The organism is Chitinophaga sp. GbtcB8, from assembly GCF_019091455.1.
In the GTDB taxonomy this organism is placed as follows: Bacteria; Bacteroidota; Bacteroidia; order Chitinophagales; family Chitinophagaceae; genus Chitinophaga.
This window is the reverse complement of the sequence record NZ_JAGXJN010000004.1, coordinates 43,915-67,897: the sequence shown is the minus strand read 5'-3', so window position 1 is coordinate 67,897 and position 23,983 is coordinate 43,915. Positions and strand designations below refer to the sequence as shown.

20 protein-coding genes are annotated in these 23,983 nt (G+C 47.8%); 19 read left to right on the top strand and 1 reads right to left on the bottom strand.

Going from position 1 to position 23,983, the window contains the following annotated elements:
* Positions 1-67: 67 nt before the first annotated feature.
* From KVT36_RS06725 to KVT36_RS06645, 17 genes are all read left to right on the top strand, one after another.
* Positions 68-958, top strand: a complete 891-nt coding sequence (locus KVT36_RS06725; RefSeq protein WP_089907534.1) for an NAD kinase — start codon at positions 68-70, stop codon at positions 956-958.
* A 228-nt stretch (positions 959-1,186) separates the two neighbouring features.
* Positions 1,187-2,053 carry a DUF6089 family protein gene (locus tag KVT36_RS06720; protein WP_217602734.1) on the top strand — a complete coding sequence of 289 codons (867 nt, stop codon included), beginning with the start codon at positions 1,187-1,189 and terminating at the stop codon, positions 2,051-2,053.
* 263 nt (positions 2,054-2,316) lie between these two features.
* Positions 2,317-3,078 (top strand): isoprenyl transferase, encoded by a 762-nt coding sequence (locus KVT36_RS06715; protein WP_217602733.1) that lies wholly within the window; start codon positions 2,317-2,319, stop codon positions 3,076-3,078.
* The gene (locus tag KVT36_RS06710) at positions 3,059-5,794 is read left to right on the top strand and encodes an outer membrane protein assembly factor (RefSeq protein WP_217602732.1); all 2,736 of its coding nucleotides are present in this window, start codon (positions 3,059-3,061) and stop codon (positions 5,792-5,794) included. Before KVT36_RS06715 ends, KVT36_RS06710 begins: the two co-directional genes overlap by 20 nt.
* Positions 5,795-5,894: 100 nt before the next feature.
* Positions 5,895-6,413: an OmpH family outer membrane protein gene (locus tag KVT36_RS06705; protein ID WP_089907544.1), complete on the top strand. Its 519-nt coding sequence runs from the start codon at positions 5,895-5,897 to the stop codon at positions 6,411-6,413.
* Positions 6,414-6,464: 51 nt separating this feature from the next.
* A complete protein-coding gene (locus tag KVT36_RS06700; RefSeq protein WP_217602731.1) occupies positions 6,465-6,974 on the top strand; it encodes an OmpH family outer membrane protein in 510 nt (169 codons plus the stop codon).
* 505 nt (positions 6,975-7,479) lie between these two features.
* The gene (rpmH, locus tag KVT36_RS06695) at positions 7,480-7,635 is read left to right on the top strand and encodes a 50S ribosomal protein L34 (RefSeq protein ID WP_012788729.1); all 156 of its coding nucleotides are present in this window, start codon (positions 7,480-7,482) and stop codon (positions 7,633-7,635) included.
* A gap of 21 nt (positions 7,636-7,656) precedes the next feature.
* On the top strand, positions 7,657-8,052 hold the full coding sequence (locus KVT36_RS06690) for a ribonuclease P protein component (protein WP_217602903.1): 396 nt from the start codon (positions 7,657-7,659) through the stop codon (positions 8,050-8,052).
* An 88-nt stretch (positions 8,053-8,140) separates the two neighbouring features.
* A complete protein-coding gene (gene yidD / locus KVT36_RS06685; protein WP_089907553.1) occupies positions 8,141-8,371 on the top strand; it encodes a membrane protein insertion efficiency factor YidD in 231 nt (76 codons plus the stop codon).
* A 33-nt stretch (positions 8,372-8,404) separates the two neighbouring features.
* The gene (locus KVT36_RS06680) at positions 8,405-10,072 is read left to right on the top strand and encodes a S41 family peptidase (RefSeq protein ID WP_217602730.1); all 1,668 of its coding nucleotides are present in this window, start codon (positions 8,405-8,407) and stop codon (positions 10,070-10,072) included.
* 243 nt (positions 10,073-10,315) lie between these two features.
* Positions 10,316-10,978: an RNA polymerase sigma factor gene (locus KVT36_RS06675; protein WP_217602729.1), complete on the top strand. Its 663-nt coding sequence runs from the start codon at positions 10,316-10,318 to the stop codon at positions 10,976-10,978.
* Between the two features lie 75 nt (positions 10,979-11,053).
* Positions 11,054-12,082 (top strand): FecR family protein, encoded by a 1,029-nt coding sequence (locus KVT36_RS06670; protein WP_254639875.1) that lies wholly within the window; start codon positions 11,054-11,056, stop codon positions 12,080-12,082.
* Between the two features lie 17 nt (positions 12,083-12,099).
* Positions 12,100-15,606: a TonB-dependent receptor gene (locus KVT36_RS06665; protein WP_217602728.1), complete on the top strand. Its 3,507-nt coding sequence runs from the start codon at positions 12,100-12,102 to the stop codon at positions 15,604-15,606.
* An 8-nt stretch (positions 15,607-15,614) separates the two neighbouring features.
* A complete protein-coding gene (locus KVT36_RS06660) occupies positions 15,615-17,288 on the top strand; it encodes a RagB/SusD family nutrient uptake outer membrane protein (protein WP_217602727.1) in 1,674 nt (557 codons plus the stop codon).
* Between the two features lie 16 nt (positions 17,289-17,304).
* A complete protein-coding gene (locus KVT36_RS06655; RefSeq protein ID WP_217602726.1) occupies positions 17,305-18,117 on the top strand; it encodes an endonuclease/exonuclease/phosphatase family protein in 813 nt (270 codons plus the stop codon).
* Between the two features lie 87 nt (positions 18,118-18,204).
* A complete protein-coding gene (locus tag KVT36_RS06650; RefSeq protein ID WP_217602725.1) occupies positions 18,205-19,599 on the top strand; it encodes a Gfo/Idh/MocA family protein in 1,395 nt (464 codons plus the stop codon).
* 12 nt (positions 19,600-19,611) lie between these two features.
* The gene (locus KVT36_RS06645) at positions 19,612-20,409 is read left to right on the top strand and encodes a DUF1080 domain-containing protein (protein WP_217602724.1); all 798 of its coding nucleotides are present in this window, start codon (positions 19,612-19,614) and stop codon (positions 20,407-20,409) included.
* A 69-nt stretch (positions 20,410-20,478) separates the two neighbouring features.
* On the opposite strand, the gene KVT36_RS06640 is transcribed toward KVT36_RS06645, so the two are convergent.
* Positions 20,479-21,090 carry a superoxide dismutase gene (locus tag KVT36_RS06640; RefSeq protein ID WP_089908432.1) on the bottom strand — a complete coding sequence of 204 codons (612 nt, stop codon included), beginning with the start codon at positions 21,088-21,090 and terminating at the stop codon, positions 20,479-20,481.
* 419 nt (positions 21,091-21,509) lie between these two features.
* Between KVT36_RS06640 and KVT36_RS06635 the strand changes: the two genes are divergently transcribed.
* On the top strand, positions 21,510-22,217 hold the full coding sequence (locus KVT36_RS06635; RefSeq protein WP_217602723.1) for a LuxR C-terminal-related transcriptional regulator: 708 nt from the start codon (positions 21,510-21,512) through the stop codon (positions 22,215-22,217).
* A 209-nt stretch (positions 22,218-22,426) separates the two neighbouring features.
* Positions 22,427-23,365, top strand: a complete 939-nt coding sequence (locus KVT36_RS06630) for an SPFH domain-containing protein (protein WP_217602722.1) — start codon at positions 22,427-22,429, stop codon at positions 23,363-23,365.
* Positions 23,366-23,983 lie beyond the last annotated feature (618 nt).

The window sequence follows — 23,983 nt, the reverse complement described above, 5'->3', positions numbered from 1 at the left end:
AACATGCCGTTAGTTTTTGGCAATTAGCTAATGGCTAAAAACTAACAGCCAACAGCTTATCTCAAACATGCAAATTGCACTTTACAGCCGTGGATTTATTACCGCCGACCTGGGGAATATAAAGTTGTTGCTGGATGAGCTGCAGCGCCAGGAGATCACCCCCGTGATGTATGAACCATTTTACCGCAGCCTGCAGCCGCACATACCTTTTGCAGGTGAGCCGGAAACGTTTGCCCATGCAGGTGACCTGGATAGCATGACCATTGACTGCCTGGTAAGCCTGGGCGGGGATGGTACCCTGCTGGATACAGTATGTTTTGTGCGGGATAAGAACATTCCTGTGCTGGGCATCAACTTTGGCCGGCTGGGATTTTTGGCCAGCATTGGTAAGGAAGAAATTCATGCCGCCGTAAAAGCCCTGCAGCAGCGCACTTACGTGGTAGACAAAAGAACCCTGCTGCACCTGGATTGCAATATCCCGCTGTTTGGCGATGTACCCTATGCGCTGAATGATTTTACCATCCATAAAAAGGATACCTCCGCCATGGTAAAGATCCATACTTACCTGAACGGGGAGTTCCTGAACACGTATTGGGCAGATGGATTGATCGTGGCTACCCCCACAGGATCAACCGGTTACTCCCTTAGCTGCGGCGGGCCGGTAGTGTTCCCGGAAGCCGGCAGCTTTGTAATTACCCCGGTAGCGCCCCATAACCTGAATGTACGGCCGGTAGTGGTACCGGATAATAATGTGATCTCTTTTGAGGTAGAGGGCCGCAGCGATCTTTTTTTATGTACGCTGGACAGCCGTATGGAAACCATTGACAATACCGTGCAGCTGGCAGTTAAAAAAGAAGCCTTCACCCTCAGCCTGTTACGCCTGGACGACAGTAATTTCCTGCACACTCTGCGGCATAAGTTGTTGTGGGGTATTGATACCAGGAACAGGTTGAAGTAGGTTTTGGGTCCATGGTCCATAGTCCATAGCAATTGCGCAGGGCAAATTTTTCGTTACAGATTTAAGTTCATATACTTGTATTACCGAGCACCACGCTAAACGCCATGGATCATCGACTATGGGCCATGGGCTACACAAGGCTATCAATCATTTTACCTACATTTGCTTAATTTTTAATATAACTAATACCAAAAGCAGGAAAAATCGCGTTTAAGTAGGACCGTAATTATGCAACTACCTATTTTTCATTTTCGTCGAATCATTACTTCCGGCCTTATTGCCCTGGGAATGCTGCTGGCATATCCTGCTTTGGCGCAAAATGAACTGCAATATGTAGGGGAGCTGGGTTTTTCTGTGGGAGGCGCCCAGTATTTTGGTGATCTGAATACCAGCAGCGCCCTGAATACCGTAAAACCTACTATTGGTGTATTCTACCGTAAATACATGAACGATTATATCGGGGTGCGGGCGCATCTCCGTTATGCACGGCTGGGATATTCCGATATCTATAACGATAATGAGTTCCAGCGCCGCCGGAACCTGAGCTTTAATACGGATATTTTTGAGCTGGCGCTGCAGGGTGATTTTAACTTTTTCCGTTTTGAGCCGGGCAGCTACAATTACCGTTTTTCCCCCTATTTTACCGGTGGGGCCAGCATTTTCTACTACAATCCCTACGCATACCTGGATGGTAAAAAATATTATTTACAGCCCCTGCGTACTGAAGGGCAGGGCTCTGCCCAATACCCGGACCGCAAGCCTTACAGCCTGGTAGCCCCTGCTTTTGTGGTGGGCGGCGGTTTTAAGTATAATGTATCCCGTAGTGTGAACCTCGGACTGGAGCTGTTATACCGTTTTACCGGGACAGACTACCTGGATGATGTAAGTAAAACCTACGCCGGCCCTGCGTTATTCCCGCCCAAAGTCAATGGGGATAATACCGTGGCTTACCTGCTGCAGGACCGCTCCTACGCCACCGGCGAACCGATTGGGGTGCCTGGCCGCCAGCGGGGCAACAGCCGGGATAAAGACCAGTTTGTGACCATCGAGTTCACCATCAGTATATTATTTACCAAGTACGAATGTAAATTCTAACTGGCAGTTGCCAGCAGGCGGTTGGCAGTCCGGAAGGCGCCAACCGCAGATTTTTTACCCCCGGGAGGGGCCATGAAACGCCAGATATCCCCCGAAAGTTACAGGCCACATTCCCCAAACTGCCCACCCGCAGGGACTTTCGCTGTTAAAACTACGTTAAAACAACCTGTCAGACTTTGCCGCAATAGGCATATATCTATTTTTGTATCTTTGCACACTTTTAGTAAATCTGTTATTCTGTTTTTTAATACGCCTGAACACTCATGAGTTTGAAGGATAAACTAGACTTACAACGGTTACCGCGCCATATAGCTATTATTATGGACGGCAACGGCCGTTGGGCTAAGGAAAAAGGGCAGGACAGGCTTTACGGGCACCACGAGGGAGTGGAAAGTGTGCGTAACGTTGTTGAAGCCTCCGCTGAGCTGGGAATCGGGTACCTTACCCTTTATGCCTTTTCTACTGAAAACTGGGACCGCCCGGAGAATGAGGTAAATGGCATTATGGAGCTGCTGGTGAATACCATCCGTAAGGAAGTGAATACCCTCACTAAAAATAACATTAAGCTGCATGTAATAGGTGATATGAACATGTTGCCCCCGCATTGCCAGCGCGAGATGGAGGAAGCCATTGCCATTACCAGCGGCAACACCGGCTTAAACCTGGTGATGGCCCTTAGCTACAGCGCCCGTTGGGAAATAGTGAATGCCGCCAAAAAAATGGCCGAGGATGTACAGGCAGGAAAGTTAAACCCCACCGATATTACACAGGATGTATGGCAGAAATACCTATGCACTGCTACGCTACCAGACCCGGAACTGATGATCAGGACCAGCGGGGAATGCAGGATCAGTAATTTCTTATTATACCAGTTGGCTTACGCGGAACTATATTTCACAGACACCCGTTGGCCGGATTTCCGCAAAGAAAATCTTTACGAGGCCATCTTAAATTATCAAACCAGAGAACGGCGTTTTGGCAAAACAAGCGAACAAATTCAGCAGAATGAAGAAATTATTTCCTAAGAGCCTACTGGCCATCGCATTATGTTGCAGTGCAGGGATTCGTGTATCCGCCCAGCAGAGGGATACTCTGCCGGTGCCTGTAACCACACAGCCAGATTTGCCCACGGCTTTGGGAAACCCTCAGCAGTACGAGATTGCAGAAATAGCGGTTACCGGTACACAGTTCCTGGATAAAGCCTTGCTTATCTCCCTATCCGGCCTGAATGTAGGCGATAAGGTGGTATACCCCGGCGGCGACCAGTTTGCCAAGGCCATACAAACCCTGTGGGGCCAGCGCCTGTTTGCCAACGTAGCCATTTACGTTACCAAGATAGATGATGGAAAAATATGGCTGGAAATTAACCTGACCGAACGCCCCCGTTTGGCCAATTTCATTTTCCGCGGTATCAAAAAATCCGAAGCAGAGGATATGGCCAAAAAGTCCGGCCTGCGTAAGGGAAGCGTAATTACGGAAAGCATGAAGCAGAACACCATTGCGGTGGTGCGTAAGAATTATGAGGAAAAAGGCTTCCGTAACGTAGGCATTACCGTTACAGAACGTGCGGATACCTCGCAGGTGAATGCTGCTGATGTGATCTTCACCGTAAGTAAAGGCGGCAAGGTAAAGATCAACGATATTAACATCGTAGATAACAGCAACATCAGCGATTCTAAGATCAAGAAAAAAATGAAGGGCACCCGGGAACGCACCCGCTTTACCCTGCACCCCGATAAGGAACAGATATACCAGGATACCAGCCACGTACAATCTGATTACTGGAGCAGCTTCGGCTTCCTGGTACCTTCCCGTACGCTGGAAGAGCTGGATCCCTACTTCCGTTTTAAACTCTTTACTTCTGCCAAGTTCAATGAAACCAAATATGCAGAGGACAAGGAAAAAGTAATTTCTTATTATAACTCCCAGGGCTACCGCGATGCACAGATCGTAAATGACACCACTTATAAAACCAAGGCCGGTGGCCTGAATGTGGACATGGAGATACTGGAAGGCAGAAAATACTATTTCGGCGATATTACCTGGAAAGGCAATACCCGTTATAACGATTCCCTGCTGACCCGTGTGCTGGGTATTAAAAAAGGTGATACCTATAACCTGGAGCTGCTGGAAAAACGTATTGGTAAGCAATTGTCGCCAGAAGGCGGTGATATCAGCGGCCTGTATATGGACTATGGTTACCTGTTCTTCCGTATTGAGCCCGTAGAAACCGGCATCCATGGCGATACCATTGACTACGAGATCCGTATTACAGAAGGCCCGCAGGCAACCATTAAAGAAGTACGTATAGCCGGTAACGATAAAACGAACGAACACGTAATACGCCGCGAGCTGCGTACGCTGCCCGGTGAAAAATTCAGCCGTGCGGACCTGATGCGTTCCCAGCGGCAGATTGCCAACCTGGGTTATTTTAACCCGGAAAAAATAGGTATTGTTCCGGTACCTAACGTACAGGATGGTACGGTGGATATTGACTATACGGTGGAAGAAAAAGCAAATGACCAGCTAGAGCTGTCGGCCGGCTGGGGTGGTTATATTGGTTTAACCGGTACCCTGGGTGTAACGTTCAACAACTTCTCCCTGCGTAACATTTTCCGGAAAGAGACCTGGGATCCCTTACCCAGTGGTGATGGTCAGAAATTATCCGTACGTGTATCCTCCAACGGTAAAGCTTACCGCTCCTATAACTTCTCATTTACAGAACCCTGGCTGGGCGGTAAAAAGCAAAACCAGTTCTCTGTAAACTTTTATAACAGCTACCAGAACCCCAGCGCATATAACCAGTATATTTATGGTACCACCACCGGCAACGATACCTACTTTAAGGTACTGGGCGCCACGGTATCACTGGGTAAGCAGCTGAAATGGCCGGATGATTATTTTACCCTTATTTATGCGCTGAACTATCAGCAATATAAGCTGAAGAACTACGATTATTTTAACATCGGGTTCTCTAACGGTACTTCCAACAACATCAGCTTTAAGCTTACGCTGGCACGTTCTTCTGTGGATCAGCAGATCTTCCCGAGGAGCGGTTCCAACTTCCTGATCAGCGGCCAGTTCACACCGCCTTACTCTTTGTTCAATCCTGATAAGGATTACACCAAAGAATCCATTGCCGACCAGTTCAACTTCATAGAATACCAGAAATACCGCTTTAATGCAGAATGGTATGTACCATTAACCAAACCTAAAGGCACAGATAATAAATCCTTTGTGCTGAAGGTGGCCGCCAAATTCGGTTATATCAGCCGGTATAACAACCGCACCACGCTGTCGCCCTTTGGCCGCTTTGAATTGGGTGGTGATGGTTTGAGCAACTTTGCGATCTATGACCGTGACATTATTTCCCAGCGCGGTTACCCGGTATATTATACCAGTAATCCGAAGCTGAACCCGGAAAACGGGCAGCCGGTTGGTTATGAAGGGTTTACCATCTTCAACAAATATGTAATGGAGCTGCGTTACCCGCTTAGCCTGAACCCCAGCTCCACCATCTTTGGCCTGGCGTTCCTGGAAGCGGCTAACGGTTACCGGGACTTTAATGAATACAACCCGTTCCGCCTGCGCCGCTCCGCCGGTTTGGGTATGCGTTTTTACCTGCCCATGTTTGGTTTGCTTGGATTTGACTATGGCATAGGTTTTGACCGTTTGACCCCCGGCAATGGGTTAAAAGATGCGGCTAAATTCACATTTATGTTGGGCTTTGAGCCGGAATAAGGGGGCTTAGCGTGTTAGTTCAGTGTTAGATTGATGTTAAAATAAATTATAAACTTTATATTGCGTTTTCTAAAAAAGTAGCGAACTAAAATCCATACTAATGAAAAAACTATTCATCACATTAGCTGTTATCCTCGTTGCTGCCTGTGCGGCGAATGCGCAACGGTATTGTGTGATAGACACAAAGTATATACTGGAAAGCATTCCCGATTATAAAGATGCACAAACCAAGCTGGATGCCATTGCAGACCAGTGGCAGAAAGAGATAGATGCCAAGTTCCAGGATATTGACAAGATGTACAAGGCATATCAGGCAGAGCAGGTAATGCTGACGGATGAACTGAAACATAAAAGAGAGGACGAGATAGTAGCGAAGGAGAAAGACGCCAAGGACCTGCAACGTAAACGCTTTGGTTATGAGGGTGATCTGTTTAAAAAGCGGGAAGAGCTGATCAAACCCATACAAGATAAGATCTACAACGCCGTACAGAAGCTGGCTGCCAGCAGGATGTACGACTTTGTGCTGGATAAATCAGGGGGCATTACCGTTATTTTTTCAGATCCCAAGCTGGATAAGAGCGAAGACATTCTAACGGCGCTGGGAGTAAAGAAAAAGTAAACCATTTTTTAACCAATAAGATTTAAAATTTTTTTAAACACAGACAACATCATGAAGAAGTATGTAATTATTGCTTTTGTAGCTGTTTCCGGTTTATTCGGCGTAAATGCAATGGCACAGACGAAAGTAGCACACATCAATACGCAGGCGCTGCTGGATGCAATGCCTGAGACCAAAGCAGCACAAACCAGCCTCCAAACCTATGCACAATCCCTGGAAGCTGATGGTAAAGGCCTGGTGGATGAGTACACCAAGAAAATGAAGGATTTTGACGCGCAGGCTGCCAGCATGACGGATAACATGAAAGAAATCAAAGGCAAGGAAATACAGGACATTCAGAAACGTATTGAAGAATACCGCTCTGCTGCTGACCAGAAAATAGATGCTAAGCGCCAGGAAGTGCTGAAACCCATCTACGACAAAGCCCGCAAGGCCATTGAAGATGTAGCCAAAGAAAAAGGTTACGGTTATGTGCTGGATAGCTCTGTAGGCGTGCTGCTGGTATCACCTGCCGGTGATGACCTGCTGGCTTCCGTAAAGACCAAATTAGGCGTAAAATAATTTGATTGATACTTATTGGTAAAAACCTGCCCTGCATGGACACAGGGCAGGTTTTTGCTTTTAGGGGAAGGGCAGAGATCAGGGGCTAGGAGTGTGCTGGCCTGAACGGCTTGGCCGCAGGGTACCGGGTAGTGAAACTGGAAAGCGCTGGTGCCGGGTTGATCGTGGATGACGTTCGCAGACGGCCCTTGCCGGTAAGCAAAATGTTGTTACCGAACAGGGTGTTAAGCGTTCAGCATTAAGCATTTAGCGTTCAGCGAATTTTTAGTAAACTTTCAAGAAACTTTTTGCAGCATATTTAAAAGAAATCCCTACCTTTGCCTTCCATTTTGAAAACAGGATATCCGTCCCGGCGGATTTTTGTATAGTCCAGGTAAAACACAAAGAAAATGAAACGACCTTGCTGACGCTTAAAGCAGCAGAAAAGTAGCGAAAAGTGATGCTGCTGCGAGAAGCGAAAAGCCAGGGAGTTCCATCTGACCTTATAAAGTATAAAAATTAACAGATGAAACGTACTTTTCAACCGCATAACAGACGCAGAAAGAGCGTACACGGCTTCAGAAAGAGAATGGAAACTGCTAATGGCCGTAAGGTACTGGCATCCCGCAGGGCAAAAGGCCGTAAGAAGCTGACGGTTTCTGACGAGCGCAAGCTGAAATAAGATCGCAAAACTCAATACGCTATAAAAGCTTATTCTTTTAAACGGGAAGAAAGGTTAAAAAGCAGGAAACTGATTGAAACGCTTTTTCGGGACGGAAAAGCGTTTTCTGTTTTTCCATACCGCATCATTTACCTGCCGGTGCAGCTACCGGCAGGCGCCCCGCCCGTGCAGGTGGGGTTTACAGCCGCTTCCCGGCACTTTCCCCGCGCGGTGGACCGTAACCGCGTAAAACGCCTGGGCCGCGAAGCCTGGCGCCTGCAAAAGCAGGTTTTATATGATCACCTGCAGCAACACTCCCTGCAGCTGGCCGTTTTCCTCATTTATACCGATAAAAAAATAGCCTCCTTCAGCACCCTCCACCACAAAATTTCGGTAATTTTAGAGCGTTTGCAAAAAGAAACAGGCAAGCCTGCATAAAATGTTAAATTGTTGACGGAGGCGCGCCTGCATGGCCTGCCGGCGTTAATTAGCAGTACCTTTAGCAGGCTATCTAACCATAAGCATAATGAAGCATCTGACACGCTGGCTGGGGATTCCGTTTATTGGTTTGATCAAGGTATATCAATGGTTTATATCGCCTTTACTGGGCGCAAAATGCCGTTATACACCCTCCTGTTCGGAATATGGCATCACAGCATTTAAAAAATACGGGCTTTTTAAAGGAGGTTATCTCACTGCAAAACGTATCCTGTCCTGCCATCCCTGGGGCGGCCATGGTTATGATCCGGTGCCTTAACGTTTTACCTTTTAAGTTTTTACTTTAGTTACTATGCGCAACATCTTTAATAAAAGAAGAAAACTACTGCTGCTGGTATTATTACTGGCCGCCGGCGGCGCCGGTTTACTGGCCTTTAATGAAAGCGATAAATACTTCCAGATAGCCAAGAACCTGGATATTTTTGCCGCTTTTTACCGGGAGCTGAACACCTATTATGTGGATGACCTTTCGCCCGAAAAAGTAATGCATAAAGGCATTGAATCCATGCTGGAGGAAACAGACCCCTATACGGATTTTATTCCCGAAGAGAACCTGGACGATCTGAAGTTTATGGCCACCGGCAAATACGGCGGGGTAGGCGCATCCATCAACACCCTGGGCGATACCACCGTGATCACAGATATTTACGAAGGCAGCCCTATGCACCGGGCAGGCGTTAAACCCGGCGATATCTTATTATCGCTGGATGGTAAGCCCACCAAGGGCATGGACCAGGAAGAAATTAGCCGCGTGCTGAAAGGTAATGCCGGCACCAGCCTGGATATGCTGCTGAAAAACCCATTCACCGGGGAGGAAACCACTAAAAAGATCGTACGGCAGGAGATCAATGTAATGCCGGTAAGTTATTCCGGTATGGTAAGCAGTGATGTGGCCTACATTAAAATGGTGCAGTTCACTGAGAACAGCGGCGCCCAGGTGCAAATGACCTTTGAAAGGCTGAAACAGGAGCACCCTGACCTGAAAGGCGTGATCCTGGACCTGCGGGGCAACCCCGGCGGGCTGCTGGATGAAGCCGTGAATGTATCTAACATATGGATAGACAAAAATAAGCTGATCGTAAGCACCAAGGGAAAAGTAAAGAACTGGGACCGGGAATATAAAACCCAGCAGGCCCCGGCAGATATTAACATGCCGCTGGTAGTGCTCACCAACCGCTCCTCTGCCTCCGCCTCTGAAATTGTTGCCGGCGCCGTGCAGGACCTGGACCGCGGGCTGGTAGTAGGGCAGCGCTCTTTTGGAAAAGGGCTGGTACAAACCACGCGCCCCCTGCCTTACAATGCCAAGCTAAAAGTAACTACCGCTAAATATTACACCCCCAGCGGCCGCTGTATACAGGCCATTGATTACAGCCACCGTAACCAGGAAGGTGAGGTGGACTATGTGCCGGACTCTATGCGCCGCTCCTTTACCACCCTGGCCGGCCGTAAGGTAAAAGACGGCGGCGGTATTGAGCCGGATGCGCAGGTAGAGCCGCAGTTCCTGAGCCAGGTAGCCATTACCTTATTACGCAAGCAATACATTTTTGATTACGCTACCCAATACTATTACGCGCATCCTAAAATAGCCGCTGCAAGCAGCTTTCAGCTGAGTGAAGATGATTTTACAGATTTTCTGCGTTTCCTGGACGGTAAGGATTACAGCTACAAAACACATAGTGAGGAAGCGCTGGAAAGTTTTCAGTCCACCGCGCGGAAGGAAAAGTATTATGATGCAGTAACCAAAGAGTTTGAAGCATTGCAACAGAAAATGCGGCATGATAAAAAGCAGGACCTGCTGAAAAATAAAACAGAGATCAAACGCCTGCTGGAAGAAGAAATAGCTAACCGCTATTACTTGCAGAAGGGCCGTATAGAGCGGTCCCTGGCCTGGGATAACGAGGTGAATGAATCCATACGCCTGTTCCACAACCCCCAGGAATACCAGCAATTACTGAAATAAAATATTTGTTGTAACATACACAGGCACAGATGCCGCAGGACCAGCAAGGTTTTGCGGCATTTTTGTTTTTACTATTGGAATTCTGTTTTTTTTATTAGTTTGGGAACACTTAAGAATGTAAGTACTTTATAAATTCCACGTTATTACCATCAACCAAACTACAGAAAGGGCATTTTCTTAATTGAAAGATAACACAACAGCGCGGTCAATATTGATAATTTTACGTTTTCCAGTTCAGTGTGAATGAATGATCAACAACACATAGATCCTGCTATTTGGGAAGCTTGCAAAGGGGGCGATAAAAATGCATATGCATGTATCTACACGTTGTATTATCCCCGCTTATTTAATTATGGCTGCAAGTTTACAGTAGATGCTGCGCTTATAGAAGACAGCATACAGGAGATCTTTGTGCGCTTTTGGGCCAACCGTGAAAAGCTGGCAGCAGTAAAGGAATTAAAGAGCTACCTGTTTGTATCGTTCCGGCATTATTTATTAAATCTCCTTGCCCAATATAAAAGGATCCAGGAAAATATTGCAGCTACTGATAACTATGCCTTTGCGCTGGAAATATCTGCAGAGCAGCAGCGCGTAGTAGCAGAAGAAGCGCAGGAGCAGCTGCAGGTGCTGCGCAATGCCATGCGCCGGTTAACGCCCCGGCAAAAAGAAGCGGTGTTCTTCCGCTTTTATGAGAACATGAGCTACGAGGAGATTGCAGACATTTTAAATATTTCTGTTAAAGCCACCTATAAATTAGTAGCCCGCGCCATCCTTATGCTGCGCGATGCCTATAATACTACTCCGCTTGTAAAAGCCATGCTCTCAATGGCCCCGCTGGCAGCGGCGCTGGGCAGCATGCAGCTTTCCCTTCTCATCTGCTCCGCGCAGGATTCCAGCCTCCTTTAAATTTTTTTCAAAAAAGTTTTATTCCCATGGGGTAAAAGGTAAACCTCAGCGCTCCTATACCTGTAACACCACAAAATGGAGCAGCCAACGGATTACGAACACTTTGATACAAGCGATTTTATTGCCGATGATCGTTTCCTGCAATGGGTAAAATTTCCCACGGCAGCAAGTGATGCTTTCTGGAATACCTGGATAGCAGCGCATCCGCATAAACAGTCGCAAACAGCGGCTGCGCGCGCTTTTATACTGGGGTTACAGTTTAAAGAGGAGCTGCCCTCCCAGCTTATGATAAACGCTTCGCTGGAACGTAACCTGGACCGTATTGCGGCCTTGGAGCAAAAGCAGCAGCCGGTAATAAAAGAAAAAGGGCCGCGTAAAATATGGTGGTGGGCTGCTGCCGCCGTGGTGGTGGGTTCCATGGGGCTCATAGGCCGGCAATTATTACCAAAGCCACCTGCCAGAGTGGAGTATACCGGCCTGGCAGATGGTGTGCGTACCATATGGCTGCCAGATAGTTCCAAAGTAATATTAAATGCCAAAGCATCCGTATCCTTTCATGCTAACTGGGCTGCCAATGGCCAGCGGGAAGTATGGCTGGAAGGGGAAGCATTTTTTGATATTAAACCGGCAACGGCACAGGCTTTTGTAGTGCACAGCGGCAACCTGGATATTGATGTATTGGGCACCTCATTCAACGTAAAGAAAGATACTGCCTTTACGAATGTAACCCTGAACACGGGTAAAATAAAAGTGCGGTTTAATGAGCTGCCGGAACAGCCGTTGTTGCTGGCCCCCGGCGATTTTGTACAATATGCTGTAAAGAAAAATAAGATCATCAAGAAAAAAGTAAATGCAGATCTATATGCGGTATGGAAAGACGAAAGGCAGCAGCTGCAAAATGTAACCCTGCAGGAAATGGCTGCTTACATAGAAGATATTTATGGTTACCAGGTAAGTATTAGCAGCGCGGAGCTGGCGCGTACAAAGCTTTCCGGCGGGTTGCGTGTAAAAGATGAAAAGCTGCTGCTGGAAACTTTAGCCTTTGCGCTGAATGTAAAAATTGAAAAAAGCGGAGACACGGTCTTTATTCGACCAAAAAAATAAAAAATAAAATCCCTGATATGCTGACAAATGTACCGTTAAAAATAATGGGCGGCTACGCATTGCTATGTGCGGCCTGTTTGGTGGGGCCTTCCCTGCATGCACAGGACCTGGCAGCCATTAATACACCGGCGTACAACGTGTACCCCTCCCAGGTAGCACGCAAACAAGTGCAAACATTGGGAGAAATATTACAGGTAATAGAAAAGCAGCATGATGTAAGCTTCATTTGCAGATCAGAGCTGCTGCAGCTGAAAATAAATGCCGGAAAAGAAAATTTCAAGGAAAAAGCATTTGTGCGTTCCCTGCTGAATGTAATTAAGCCTTACGGCTTAGAGCTGAAGCAGATCACGGCGCAGCAGTTTGCCATTTCATCTCAGGAGGAAGACTCTCCTTCCTCTCCGGACAGTAATAACGCTAATACACCTGCTAATCTGCAGTTCCTGGGCCAAAGGATCAGCGCAGTAAATAACACGGCGTTTGATAACCGCTACTGGAGCAACATACAGGTGCAGCGTATAAGCGGTACTGTAAGGGGCGCCGGTAATATTCCACTGCCCGGTGTAACGGTTACGGTAAAAGGTACGGGTAACGGCGCAGTAACCAATGCCGACGGCCGGTTTGAGATCAATGTAACAGGCAGCAATGCCGTACTGTTATTTTCTTATGTAGGATACCTGCCTAAAGAAATTACAGTAGGCGATCAGCAGCAGATAGATGTGGTGCTGAATGAAGATACCCGCCAGCTGAACCAGGTAGTTGTAGTAGGTTATGGTACGCAAAAGAAGGTGAACCTTACCGGTGCAGTAGCCATGGTAGGGGAGAAAGAGCTGGCCGGCCGCCCGGTTACCTCAATGTCTACCGCCTTACAGGGCCTGCTGCCCGGCTTAACAGCCATCAACAACACCGGTTTCCCCGGTGCGGGCGGCGCTACGCTGCGTATACGCGGTACAGGTACCACCAACAATGCCAATCCTTTTATATTGATTGACGGAATACCAGGCGATATTAACTTCCTGAACCCAACAGATATTGAAAGCGTATCTGTATTAAAAGACGCCGCTTCTGCCGCCATTTACGGTTCCCGTGCTGCCAATGGCGTTATACTGGTAACTACCAGGAAAGGAAAGCAGAACCAGAAACCGATGCTTAGCTATAATGGCTACTATGGTATACAAAAGCCATATTCGCTGCCTAAAATGGTGAGTGCGCCGGAATATATGGAAATGCTGAATGAGGCCCAGCGTAATGTGAACCTGCCGGAAACCTATACCGCAGAAGATATTCAGAAAGCAAAAGACGGCACAGACCCGGATTATTTTGCCAATACCAACTGGCCTAAAGCCCTGTTCAAAAGCACAGCGCCGCAGCAGGAACATAACCTGAGTGTGAATGGCGGCTCGCAGGATGTTACCTATTACCTGTCCTTTGGCCGGCAGAACCAGGATGGCCTGGTAGTGGGCGACCAGTATAGTGCCGTACGTAATAACGTACGCGCACGCTTGAACGCTATGCGTTTATTTGACATTGTAGATATTGATGGTAACCTTGGGTATATAGACCGTACGCAGAACCAGCCCGCAGGTGGTACGGATGGGGATTCCGGGCCTATTTATACCTCACTGACCATGTCGCCACTGAACCCGGTAAAGTTCAGCAACGGCACCTGGGGGTACGGCGGCGGCTCCAGCAACCCGGTAGCTATTGCTACGGATGGAGGTTATAACAATTTTAAATCACAGGAAGTAACAGGCAATGTTTCCGCCAAGGTGCATATCTGGAAGAACCTTGATTTTACAGGGCAATACGGCACCAATATCATTAACCAGCGCCGCAGCACCTTTAGCCGCAAATTAGATTATTACTACCCGGACACCGGCGCTTTCTGGTACAGCAATGCTACCAGCAACAGCCTGGAAATGCGGGATTATACCAGCCGTATGGAGAACCTGTCCGGCTTATTGAACTATGCGTTCAAGTTAGATAAGCACAATTTCAAGGTGCTGGCCGGTTACCAGCAGGAATCTTACCGCTATGAATCCTGGGCAGCCAGCAAACAGAATTTTTCCAGTGATGATGTACCGGTGTTTAACCTGGGATCCGATAACCCGAATGCTACCGGCGATGGTTACCAGTACGCGCTGCGCTCCTGGTTTGGCCGCCTGAACTATGACTTTAATGAAAAGTATTTGCTGGAGCTGAATGTGCGTTATGATGGCTCCTCACGTTATTCGCCCGACCGCCGTTATGGTACTTTCCCATCTGCATCTGCCGGCTGGCGTTTTACGCAGGAGAACTTTGTAAAGAGCAGCAGCATTAGCCGTTGGTTAAGTGAAGGTAAATTGCGCGCGTCCTACGGCAGCCTGGGTAACCAGTACGGGGCAGATGGTTCTGCTTATTCAGAATGGTATCCTTACATGCAGGTGCTGACCGGCGTAGGTACCATGCCTATAGGTAATATACTTACCAGGGGCGTAGCGCAAACCAACCTGGCTAACCCGCTGCTGCGCTGGGAAAAAGTGAACATGCTGAACATTGGTCTTGACCTGGCCTTCTTTAATAACCGCCTTTCTGTAAGTGCAGACTGGTTTGATAAACAAACAAAGGATGTGCAGCTGAAAGTACCGCAGCCCGATATCTTAGGGCTGGAAGTACCTGACCAGAATGCAGGTGACGTATCCAACAAAGGCTGGGAGCTAAGTGTGGGATGGACAGACCAGATCAAAGATTTTTCCTATGGTTTTACGGCCCAGCTCTCCGATGTACGCAACAAGGTATTAAACCTGGGTGGCGCCCCGCCGGTGCTGGATAACAGGATATTGCAGGTAGGTTATCCCATTAATGCATTTTATGGTTACCGTACAGATGGTTTAGCACAGGAAGGTGATTTTACCAAAGACGCCAACGGTAAGCTGGTGCCCAACTTTGCCATTTTTGATGCAGACCGTGGTAAGGTAGGCCCCGGCGATATTAAGTACCGCGACCTGAATAACGATGGCAAGATAACGGCTGATAAGGACCGTACCGTGATAGGCGATGCATTTCCGCGTTATACCTATTCCCTGCGTGGCAACTTTGGCTGGAAGAATATTGACTTTTCCTTTTTTATACAAGGAGTAGGTAAAGGCAATGGTTATATCAGCAGCATTGGCATACATACCTTCCAGGCATATGGCTCTTACCCGCAGGAGGTGCACCGCGACCACTGGACACCGGAAAACACGGATGCCTGGTACCCGCGCTTTACTTATCTGGATACGCGTAATACCACGGCCCGCCAGTCGGACTACTGGCTGCAGGATGCCGCCTACCTGCGCCTGAAAAATATACAGATCGGTTATACGCTGCCCGGTAACTGGACCAGCCGCCTGCGCATACAACGGTTACGCGCCTACGTATCAATGGACAACCTGTTCACCAAAACCAATTTCTTTTACGCCTACGACCCGGAAACGGTTACCACCAGCGGCGGTACTTACCCGCAGGTGAAAACCTTTGTGTTTGGTCTTAACATTAACTTTAAATAACCACTGCCATGCAGCAACATATATTACGTATAGCCCTGTGCATAACAGCTGTTTGTTTTTTTGCCGGCTGCTCCAAAGATTTCCTGGACCGCGGCGCGCTGGATGCTATTCCCAACGATGAGTTCTGGAAAACAGAAGGACAGCTGAAGCTGGCCGTGAACGCCTGCTACGACTACCTGAAAGGTAAGAACGTAGTGGATATGGAGAACATGGGCGATAATACGGTATACCCGCCCATGACTGATTACCTGGCCATTTCCACCGGCAATTTTGATTTTACCCTGGGTACGGTTAATTCAGAGTGGGTGAACCAGTATAAAGGCATACGCCGCTGTAATCACTTTTTAGAAAACTATCAGAAGGCCACCGGCATTCAGCAGGCAAAAATGAACCAGTATGCCGGTGAGGTGCGTTTTCTGCGCGCTTTCCTGTACAGCTACCTGAGCTTTTTTTACGGTGACATACCACTGGTGACCAATACCCTGAACATTGGCGATGATATAGTGTACGGCCCCCGCACACCGCGTGCGCAGGTGGCGGATTTTATATTACAGCAGCTGGATTCTGCTGCCACAGAGTTGCCGGCCACCTACGCCGCCGCAGACCTGGGCCGTATTACCAAAGGCGCTGCACTGGGCTGGAAATCGCGCGTGGCGCTGTTCTATGGCAAGTATGATGTAGCAGAAGCAGCTGCCAAAGCAGTCATGGACCTGAACATATACCAGTTGTACACAGCCGGTGGTACTAATAGTTATAATGAGCTGTTCACCCAGAAAGGCAAGCTAAGCGCAGGCGCTAATAAGGAAACCATACTGGCCAGGTTGTACCTCATAGATGTATCTATGCACAACATGAGCCGGGAATGCCAGGTGCCGGATCAAACCTCCCGCTTTTGCCCTACCAAATCACTGGTGGATGCCTATTTGTGTACCGATGGTATGCCCATTGAAAAATCGCCGTTATACAATGAAGGTGCGCAGCAGGCCTATGGAGATGTGTTTCAGAACCGCGACCCGCGCATGCCGCAGACCATACTGGCGCCTGGCGGCAGCTGGGGTGGTAAGGATGATGGCGACCAGGATGCCAACCCTTCCGACATTTTTAACCTGCCAAAATTCAATTCAGATAAAAAAGGCAGCGTAACTGCTACCGGTTACTACTTTACCAAGTATGTAACGGTATCTGCAGTGGCTACCTACAACAAAGACCCGAACGACATTCACATTATGCGGTTGGCAGAAGTATTGCTGAACTATGCAGAAGCACGTGAAATGCAGGGCAAGCTTACCCAGGCCGACCTGGATATAACCATCAACAAGCTCCGCGACCGTGTAGGCATGCACCACATGATCATTGCGGAGCTGGGCGCCTGGGGCATGGACCTGCGCACTGAAATACGCCGGGAGCGCCGCGTAGAGCTGGCGCTGGAAGGGCAGCGCTACTTTGACCTGCTGCGCTGGAAACAGGGCAGTCTGCTGGCCGCAGATGTAAAAGGCATGAAAAAAGCCTTTGTACCCAGCTATATGCAGCAGTATGTAGCCAGCGTGCCGGTAGATGCAAATGGTTACATGATCGTGAATACGGGCCGCCGTTTTGTTGATCCTAAGAATTACCTGTGGCCTATACCCTTAACACAATTCCAGCGGAATGCTGAGCTGGGGCAGAATACAGGATGGGAGTAAATTTTGAATGAGTATTATGAAGTATTGTATAATAATAAACCTGTGCATTTTGCTGGCTGCGTGCAGCACTAACAAAACTGCTACAGGAACGGAAACCATGCCGGCTGATACCATTAAGGTATTAACCTACAATATTCATCATGCAAACCCGCCGTCTAAGAAAGATGTAATAGACCTGGATGCTATTGCCGCTGTTATTAACCGACAGCATCCTGATCTTGTGGCTTTGCAGGAAGTGGATGTACATACCGGCCGCTCCGGCCGCGATGTGCATGAGGCGGAAGTGCTGGCAGCCAAAACCGGCATGCACGCACAGTTTGCGAAAGGTATACCTTATGATGGCGGTGAGTATGGCATTGCCGTATTATCCCGCTATCCCATACAGGAGGGGCATGCTTATCAGCTGCCATCAGCCCCGGGTTCCAAAGGGGAGCCGCGTGCCTTATGTACGGTTACAGTAAAGCTGAAGAACGGCCGGCGTGTAATGATGGCCAGCACACACCTGGATGTATTAAAACCGGATACTGACCGCTTGTTACAAATGCGTGAAATAAGCCGCTTACTGGGCCAGGCAGGTATGCCGGTAATACTGGCCGGTGATTTTAATGCTAAGCCGGGCAGCGCTGCCATACAGGTGCTGGACAGCGCCTTTACCCGCACCTGCGATGACTGCCCGTTCACCATCCCGGTGGATGCGCCTAACCGTACCATAGACCTGGTAGCCTATGCCCCGGCAAAGGCTTTTCATGTAATAGAACATACCGTGATACCGGAACGCTATGCATCGGACCACTTACCCGTAGCGGTTAAGCTGGTGCTGTTGCAATGAATTAAATTATGATTTCCCGCATTTAAGTCATAAATTAAAAGCCTTCTGTCAACCAAATCACGTTATCTAACATCAAACCGGAAAAACATGTCTGAAAATTCGATGGAAAATTCCCGCAGAGGGTTTATCAGTAAGTTAGCCAAAGGAGTAGTAGGCGCTTCCCTGTTCCCAAACATTATTACTGCTGCAGATAGAAAGCGTAACCTGGAATCACTGTCACGCATAGGCGAAAAATACAGTGCTAATGACCAGATCCAGATTGCGCTGATAGGCGCGGGTGGTATGGGCTCTGCCGATACCAATACGGCTATTACGGTGCCGGGCGTAAAATTAATTGCAGCCTGTGACCTGTACGACGGCCGTTTGGCGGATGCTAAAAAGAAATGGGGTAATGATATTTATACTACCCGTGATTACAAAGAGATACTGGAACGTAAGGATGTGGATGCCGTGATCATTGCTACGCCTGATTTCTGGCATAAGGATATTTCGGTGGCTGCCATGAACAAAGGCAAATCCGTGTACTGTGAAAAGCCCATGGTACATGAGATTGGCGAAGGCCCTGCCGTGGTGGAAGCACAGCAAAAGAACGGTAAGGTAGTGTACCAGGTAGGCAGCCAGGGCATGAGCTCACTGGGTAATGAAAAAGCCCGGCAGCTGCTGAAAGACGGCGCTATTGGTAAGCTGAACTACGCAGAAGGTTTTTGGGCGCGTATGTCGCCACAGGGCGCCTGGCAGTACCCCATACCGGCAGATGCATCGCCTAAAACAGTGGATTGGGAAACTTACCTGCTGCATGCGCCTAAACGTGAATTTGACCCGCTGCGTTTCTTCCGCTGGCGTAATTATAGAGATTATGGCACCGGTGTTTCCGGCGACCTGTTTGTGCACCTGTTCTCCAGCCTGCACTTTGTAACCGGTTCCATAGGGCCCAATAAAGTAATGGCTACCGGGGGGCTGCGTTACTGGAACGATGGCCGTGAGGTGCCGGACATTATGCTGGGTATGTTCGATTACCCGGAAACAGCGGCACATCCTGCATTTAACCTGTCGTTGCGGGTGAACTTTGTGGATGGTACCGGCGGCACCAACTACCTGCGCATGGTAGGCAGTGAAGGTTCTATGACGGTAGAGTGGGATAAGGTAACCCTGCTGCGGAACAAAGGAGATGAGGAAGATCCTTTACTGAAAAGTAAAAAAACGGAAGGCGCTGCTAATGCTAACGGCCGGCAATATGTGTATGACCGGAAAAGCATGCTGCCGCCTGAGAAGCTGGAGTATGTAGCGGATGCAGGTTATAAAGGCGCGCATTTTGATCACTTCTATAACCTGTTCAATGCTATGCGTACCGGTGGTAAGGTGCATGAAGATGCGCTGTTCGGCTACCGTGCAGCCGCACCGGCATTGCTGTGTAACGACAGCTATTTCCAGAATAAAATTATTGGATGGGACCCGAAAGAACTGAAATTGATAAACAAGTAAAAAATACTGATCATGAGAAAATTATTTGTTCCGGCTTTATCTGTGTTAACCGTTGCTGCAATGGCATGCGGTAATGCATCTACCCCGGAAAGCAGCACCGATTCCACCACTGTGAGCGCTGATACAACCGCAGCTGCTACTGCCTCTACTGCAGATACGGCGCCGGCCAATGTATTAACCGATGCTGAAAAAGCAGATGGCTGGAAATTGTTGTTTAACGGGCAGAACCTGGATGGCTGGCATATTTACAAGGGCAAAACCTCCAATAGCTGGGTAGCAGAAAATGGTACCCTGCATTGCCTGGGCAGCGAAAAAGATAAAAGTGATAAAAGGGCCGATCTTACTTCCGATGGCACCTATGATAATTTTGAGCTGCAGGCCGACTGGAAGCTGGCTCCTAAAGGCAACAGCGGCATCATTTACCTGGCATCAGAAGAATTTGATGCAGCGTATAAGAGCGGCCCGGAATATCAATTGATAGATGATGAGAACTTCCCTGAAAAGCTGGAAGGCTGGCAAAAGACCGGCGCTAACTACGCTATGGGCGATCCGCTGGTAGCTGCTGCAAAACCCATTGGCGAATGGAACCAGGCCCGCATTACTGTAAATAAGGGGCATGTGGAACACTGGCTGAACGGGCAAAAAACAGCTGAATATACTATTGGCTCACCGGAGTGGAAGAAAGCCAAGGAAACCGGTAAATGGAAAGATGCCAAGGGATATGGCGCTACCAAAAAGGGCCATATAGACCTGCAGGACCATGGCAGCGAAATTTGGTTTAAGAATGTAAAGATCAAAGAGCTGAAGTAATCAGCACTTACTACATAAAAAAAGCATCTCACGTACATGAGATGCTTTTTTGTTATAGGTAGCTGGTGACTATTTTTTCACCGCTGCATCATAGTTTTTGCTAACGGCATCCCAGTTAACAGCATTCCAGAATGCTTTCAGGTATTCCGGGCGGCGGTTCTGATATTTCAGGTAGTAAGCATGTTCCCATACGTCCACACCTAAAACAGGAGTGCCTTTAACTTCAGCCACATCCATCAGGGGATTGTCCTGGTTGGGGGTAGAAGTTACTTCCAGTTTGCCATCCTTTACAATTAACCAGGCCCAGCCAGAACCAAAGCGGGTAGCGCCGGCAGCGTTCAGCTTTTCTTTGAACTCATCAAAAGAGCCAAAGGTGCTTTTAATAGCTTCGGCCAGTGCGCCTTTAGGCTCGCCGCCTGCATTGGGGCCCAGGATCTGCCAGAAGAAGCTGTGGTTCCAGTGACCGCCGCCATTGTTGCGTACAGCAGGGCTTATTTTACCGGCGCTGGCTACCAGCTCATCCAGTGATTTATTTTCATGCTCAGTACCGGCAACGGCTTTATTCAGGTTATCTACATAAGCCTGATGGTGTTTGCCATGGTGAATTTCCATGGTGGTTTTATCAATATGCGGTTCCAATGCGTCGGTTGCATATGGTAAGCTCGGAAGTGTAAATGCCATAACTTGATTTTTTATGGTTAATGAATAAGTATAAATTTTACGGGTTTCAAATTTACTGCCTAATAGGGGAATAATCAAACATAGTTAGTCCATAGTCTATAGTCTATATCCATGGCATACAACATATGGCAGTAGTGCAAAGGATTACAGGTGATTGTTAACAGGGGTTTAAATAATACAAAAGATTGCAGAAATAACATTAGTGCCTCAGCATTATGTTAGCTGTGGCACAATTGATACAGGCAGTGGACTATGGACTATGGACCGGCATTGACCCGCCTGCAAAATAACCTTGCACATATAGGTTTTTATTTTAAATTTACAGAATAAGCGTTGCAACAGCTTTTCATATACATATTTTTTCGTATATACTAATACGTGAGAGCCCGTTTCATTATTGTTTGTTTAAAACTTAACGTATGCAGACTGAAGACCCTGGCATGAAACCAAACCCATCCACCGCAGCATTGCAGAAGGAGCACAGGCAATTAAAAGAACGCGTACAGTGGCTGGAAAACATGCTGCATCATGTGCCGGCAATGGTGTTTACCGCCGACCAGCGCAACAGCCAGGTAAGCTGGTGTAATGCATATATGGAAACCTTTACCGGTTACACTTTAACGGAAATGCATACACTGGGCCTGGAATTTTTCCGGCAATTCATACACCCTGATGATTTTGAGATAACCCGTATTGCCCAGGAATCTTTCCAGAACAATAAGAATATTTTTGGCGGCGTAACCCGGGTGCGGCCCCGTGGGCAGCGCGACTGGCGCTGGCTGGTGGGCTTAACCATTCCTTTCAGTCATGATGAGAAAGGGGAGGTAAAAGATGTGATCTGCACCTTCCTGGACCTGACCATGGCCATTGATACCCATACCCAGCTGGCCGATGCAATGAGCGAAGTGCTGCGCCGGCAGAATGAGAGCCTGCTGCATAAGCTCACCTTTCGTGAAAAAGATGTGCTGGCGCTGGCCGTAAAGGGCTTGAACAATAAAGAGATTGCCCAGCAGCTGAACCTGAGCCGCCATACGGTGGAAACCCACCGCAAGAACATACGCCTGAAGCTAAAGGTGCGGAATACTACAGAGCTGGTGACCATTGCCCGTAAGATCGGGTTCCAGTAAGAACATATTAACAAAATTTTTTAAAAAATACCCAAGCTTGGGTATTTCATCGCAGAAGAAACACGACTAATTTAGTGAGTGTTAATAGTATCAGGGATTCCTGTTTACTATAACCATTAGGAAAAGGCCTTCATCCGTTGTTTGTTTTTCCTTAACATATATATTCGGCAATTTGGTTATATTTATTCTCTAAATCCAAATCCCTGCATATGCCGAGTATTGTATTTACCACCATCATTGTCCTTTTAATTCTCTGGGTTTTCTTTTCGTCGTTTGTAACCGTCCAGCAAGGTACTATTGCAATTACTACTATTTTCGGCAAGTACAGCCGTATCATGCGCCCCGGTTTAAACTTCAAGATCCCCATAATTGAAAAGGTATTTAAACGCATTTCTATCCAGAACCGCTCTGTGGAGCTGGAGTTCCAGGCCATTACCATTGACCAGGCGAATGTGTATTTCAAGGCCATGCTGCTGTATGCCGTATGGAACCAGGAAGAAGAGACCATTAAAAGCGTAGCTTTTAAATTTATGGATGAACGCAGCTTTATGCAGGCGCTCATCCGCACTATTGAAGGCAGTATCCGTGGTTTTGTGGCTACCAAGCGCCAGTCTGAAGTGCTGGGCCTGCGCAAGGAAATTACGGAGAACGTAAAGGAGCAGATCGACAAAACGCTGGAAGGCTGGGGTTATCACCTGCTGGATCTGCAGATGAACGACATTACCTTTGATGACGCCATTATGAAATCCATGGCGCAGGTAGTGGCTTCCAACAACCTGAAAGCAGCTGCTGAAAACGAAGGCCAGGCTTTGCTGATCACCAAAACCAAAGCAGCAGAAGCAGATGGTAATGCCATTAAAATAGCTGCAGAAGCTGAGCGGCAGGCTGCCCAGCTGCGCGGTCAGGGTGTGGCGCTGTTCCGGGAAGAAGTGGCCAAGGGTATGACCATGGCTGCCAAAGAAATGCAGCAGGCCAACCTGGATACTTCCGTGATCCTGTTCTCCATGTGGACGGAAGCCATTAAACACTTTGCCGAAAACAGCAAGGGCAACGTGATCTTCCTGGACGGTTCTTCTGAAGGCATGGACCATACCATGCAACAGATGATGGGAATGAATAAGCTGATGGAACAGGGAAACAGGAAGTAATTACGAATTGTCAATTACGAATTGGGTTACTCATAACAAAAAGCCCTGCATATTTTTGCAGGGCTTTTTTTATCGGACTACTTAATTCCTGGGCAAATAATAGCACGGGGGCTATGAGTATGCATAAGAGCATACTGGTTAATAAACGTGTAAATTTTTACATGTCTCGACCTGGGATTTTAGATTTGGTAAAGTTCTGTACCGCGTGTTTGCGGGTATTATATAATCATTAATTATGGGTGTAACGTGGGTTTACAGAGGCTGTATTGAAATTACGGATTTTGGTTTTGGAAATGGAATTTTTCCTGGGGTTTTAATTTACTTTGGTAGTGCTTCATTTTGCAGGTCCAAAGCCGGACTGCGCCCGCCTGGTTGGATGGCTATTGGGCGGTATCAAGCGGATGGGCTTTGGAGGGTTGATGAGGCGTTGGTGGTTCGTGTCACGCCGGGCAAAGGTCCTTGCTTTGGACCTGCAAAAATTCAGTAGTGCGTTTATCAGAAATGGAATATCGCTGGAATGTTAATGTTGCGTAATTATAGTGCAATATGTAATTGATGTATCTGTGCCGCAAATCAGTAATGCGTGATTACTTTCTGCAACCCATTCACTATATCAAT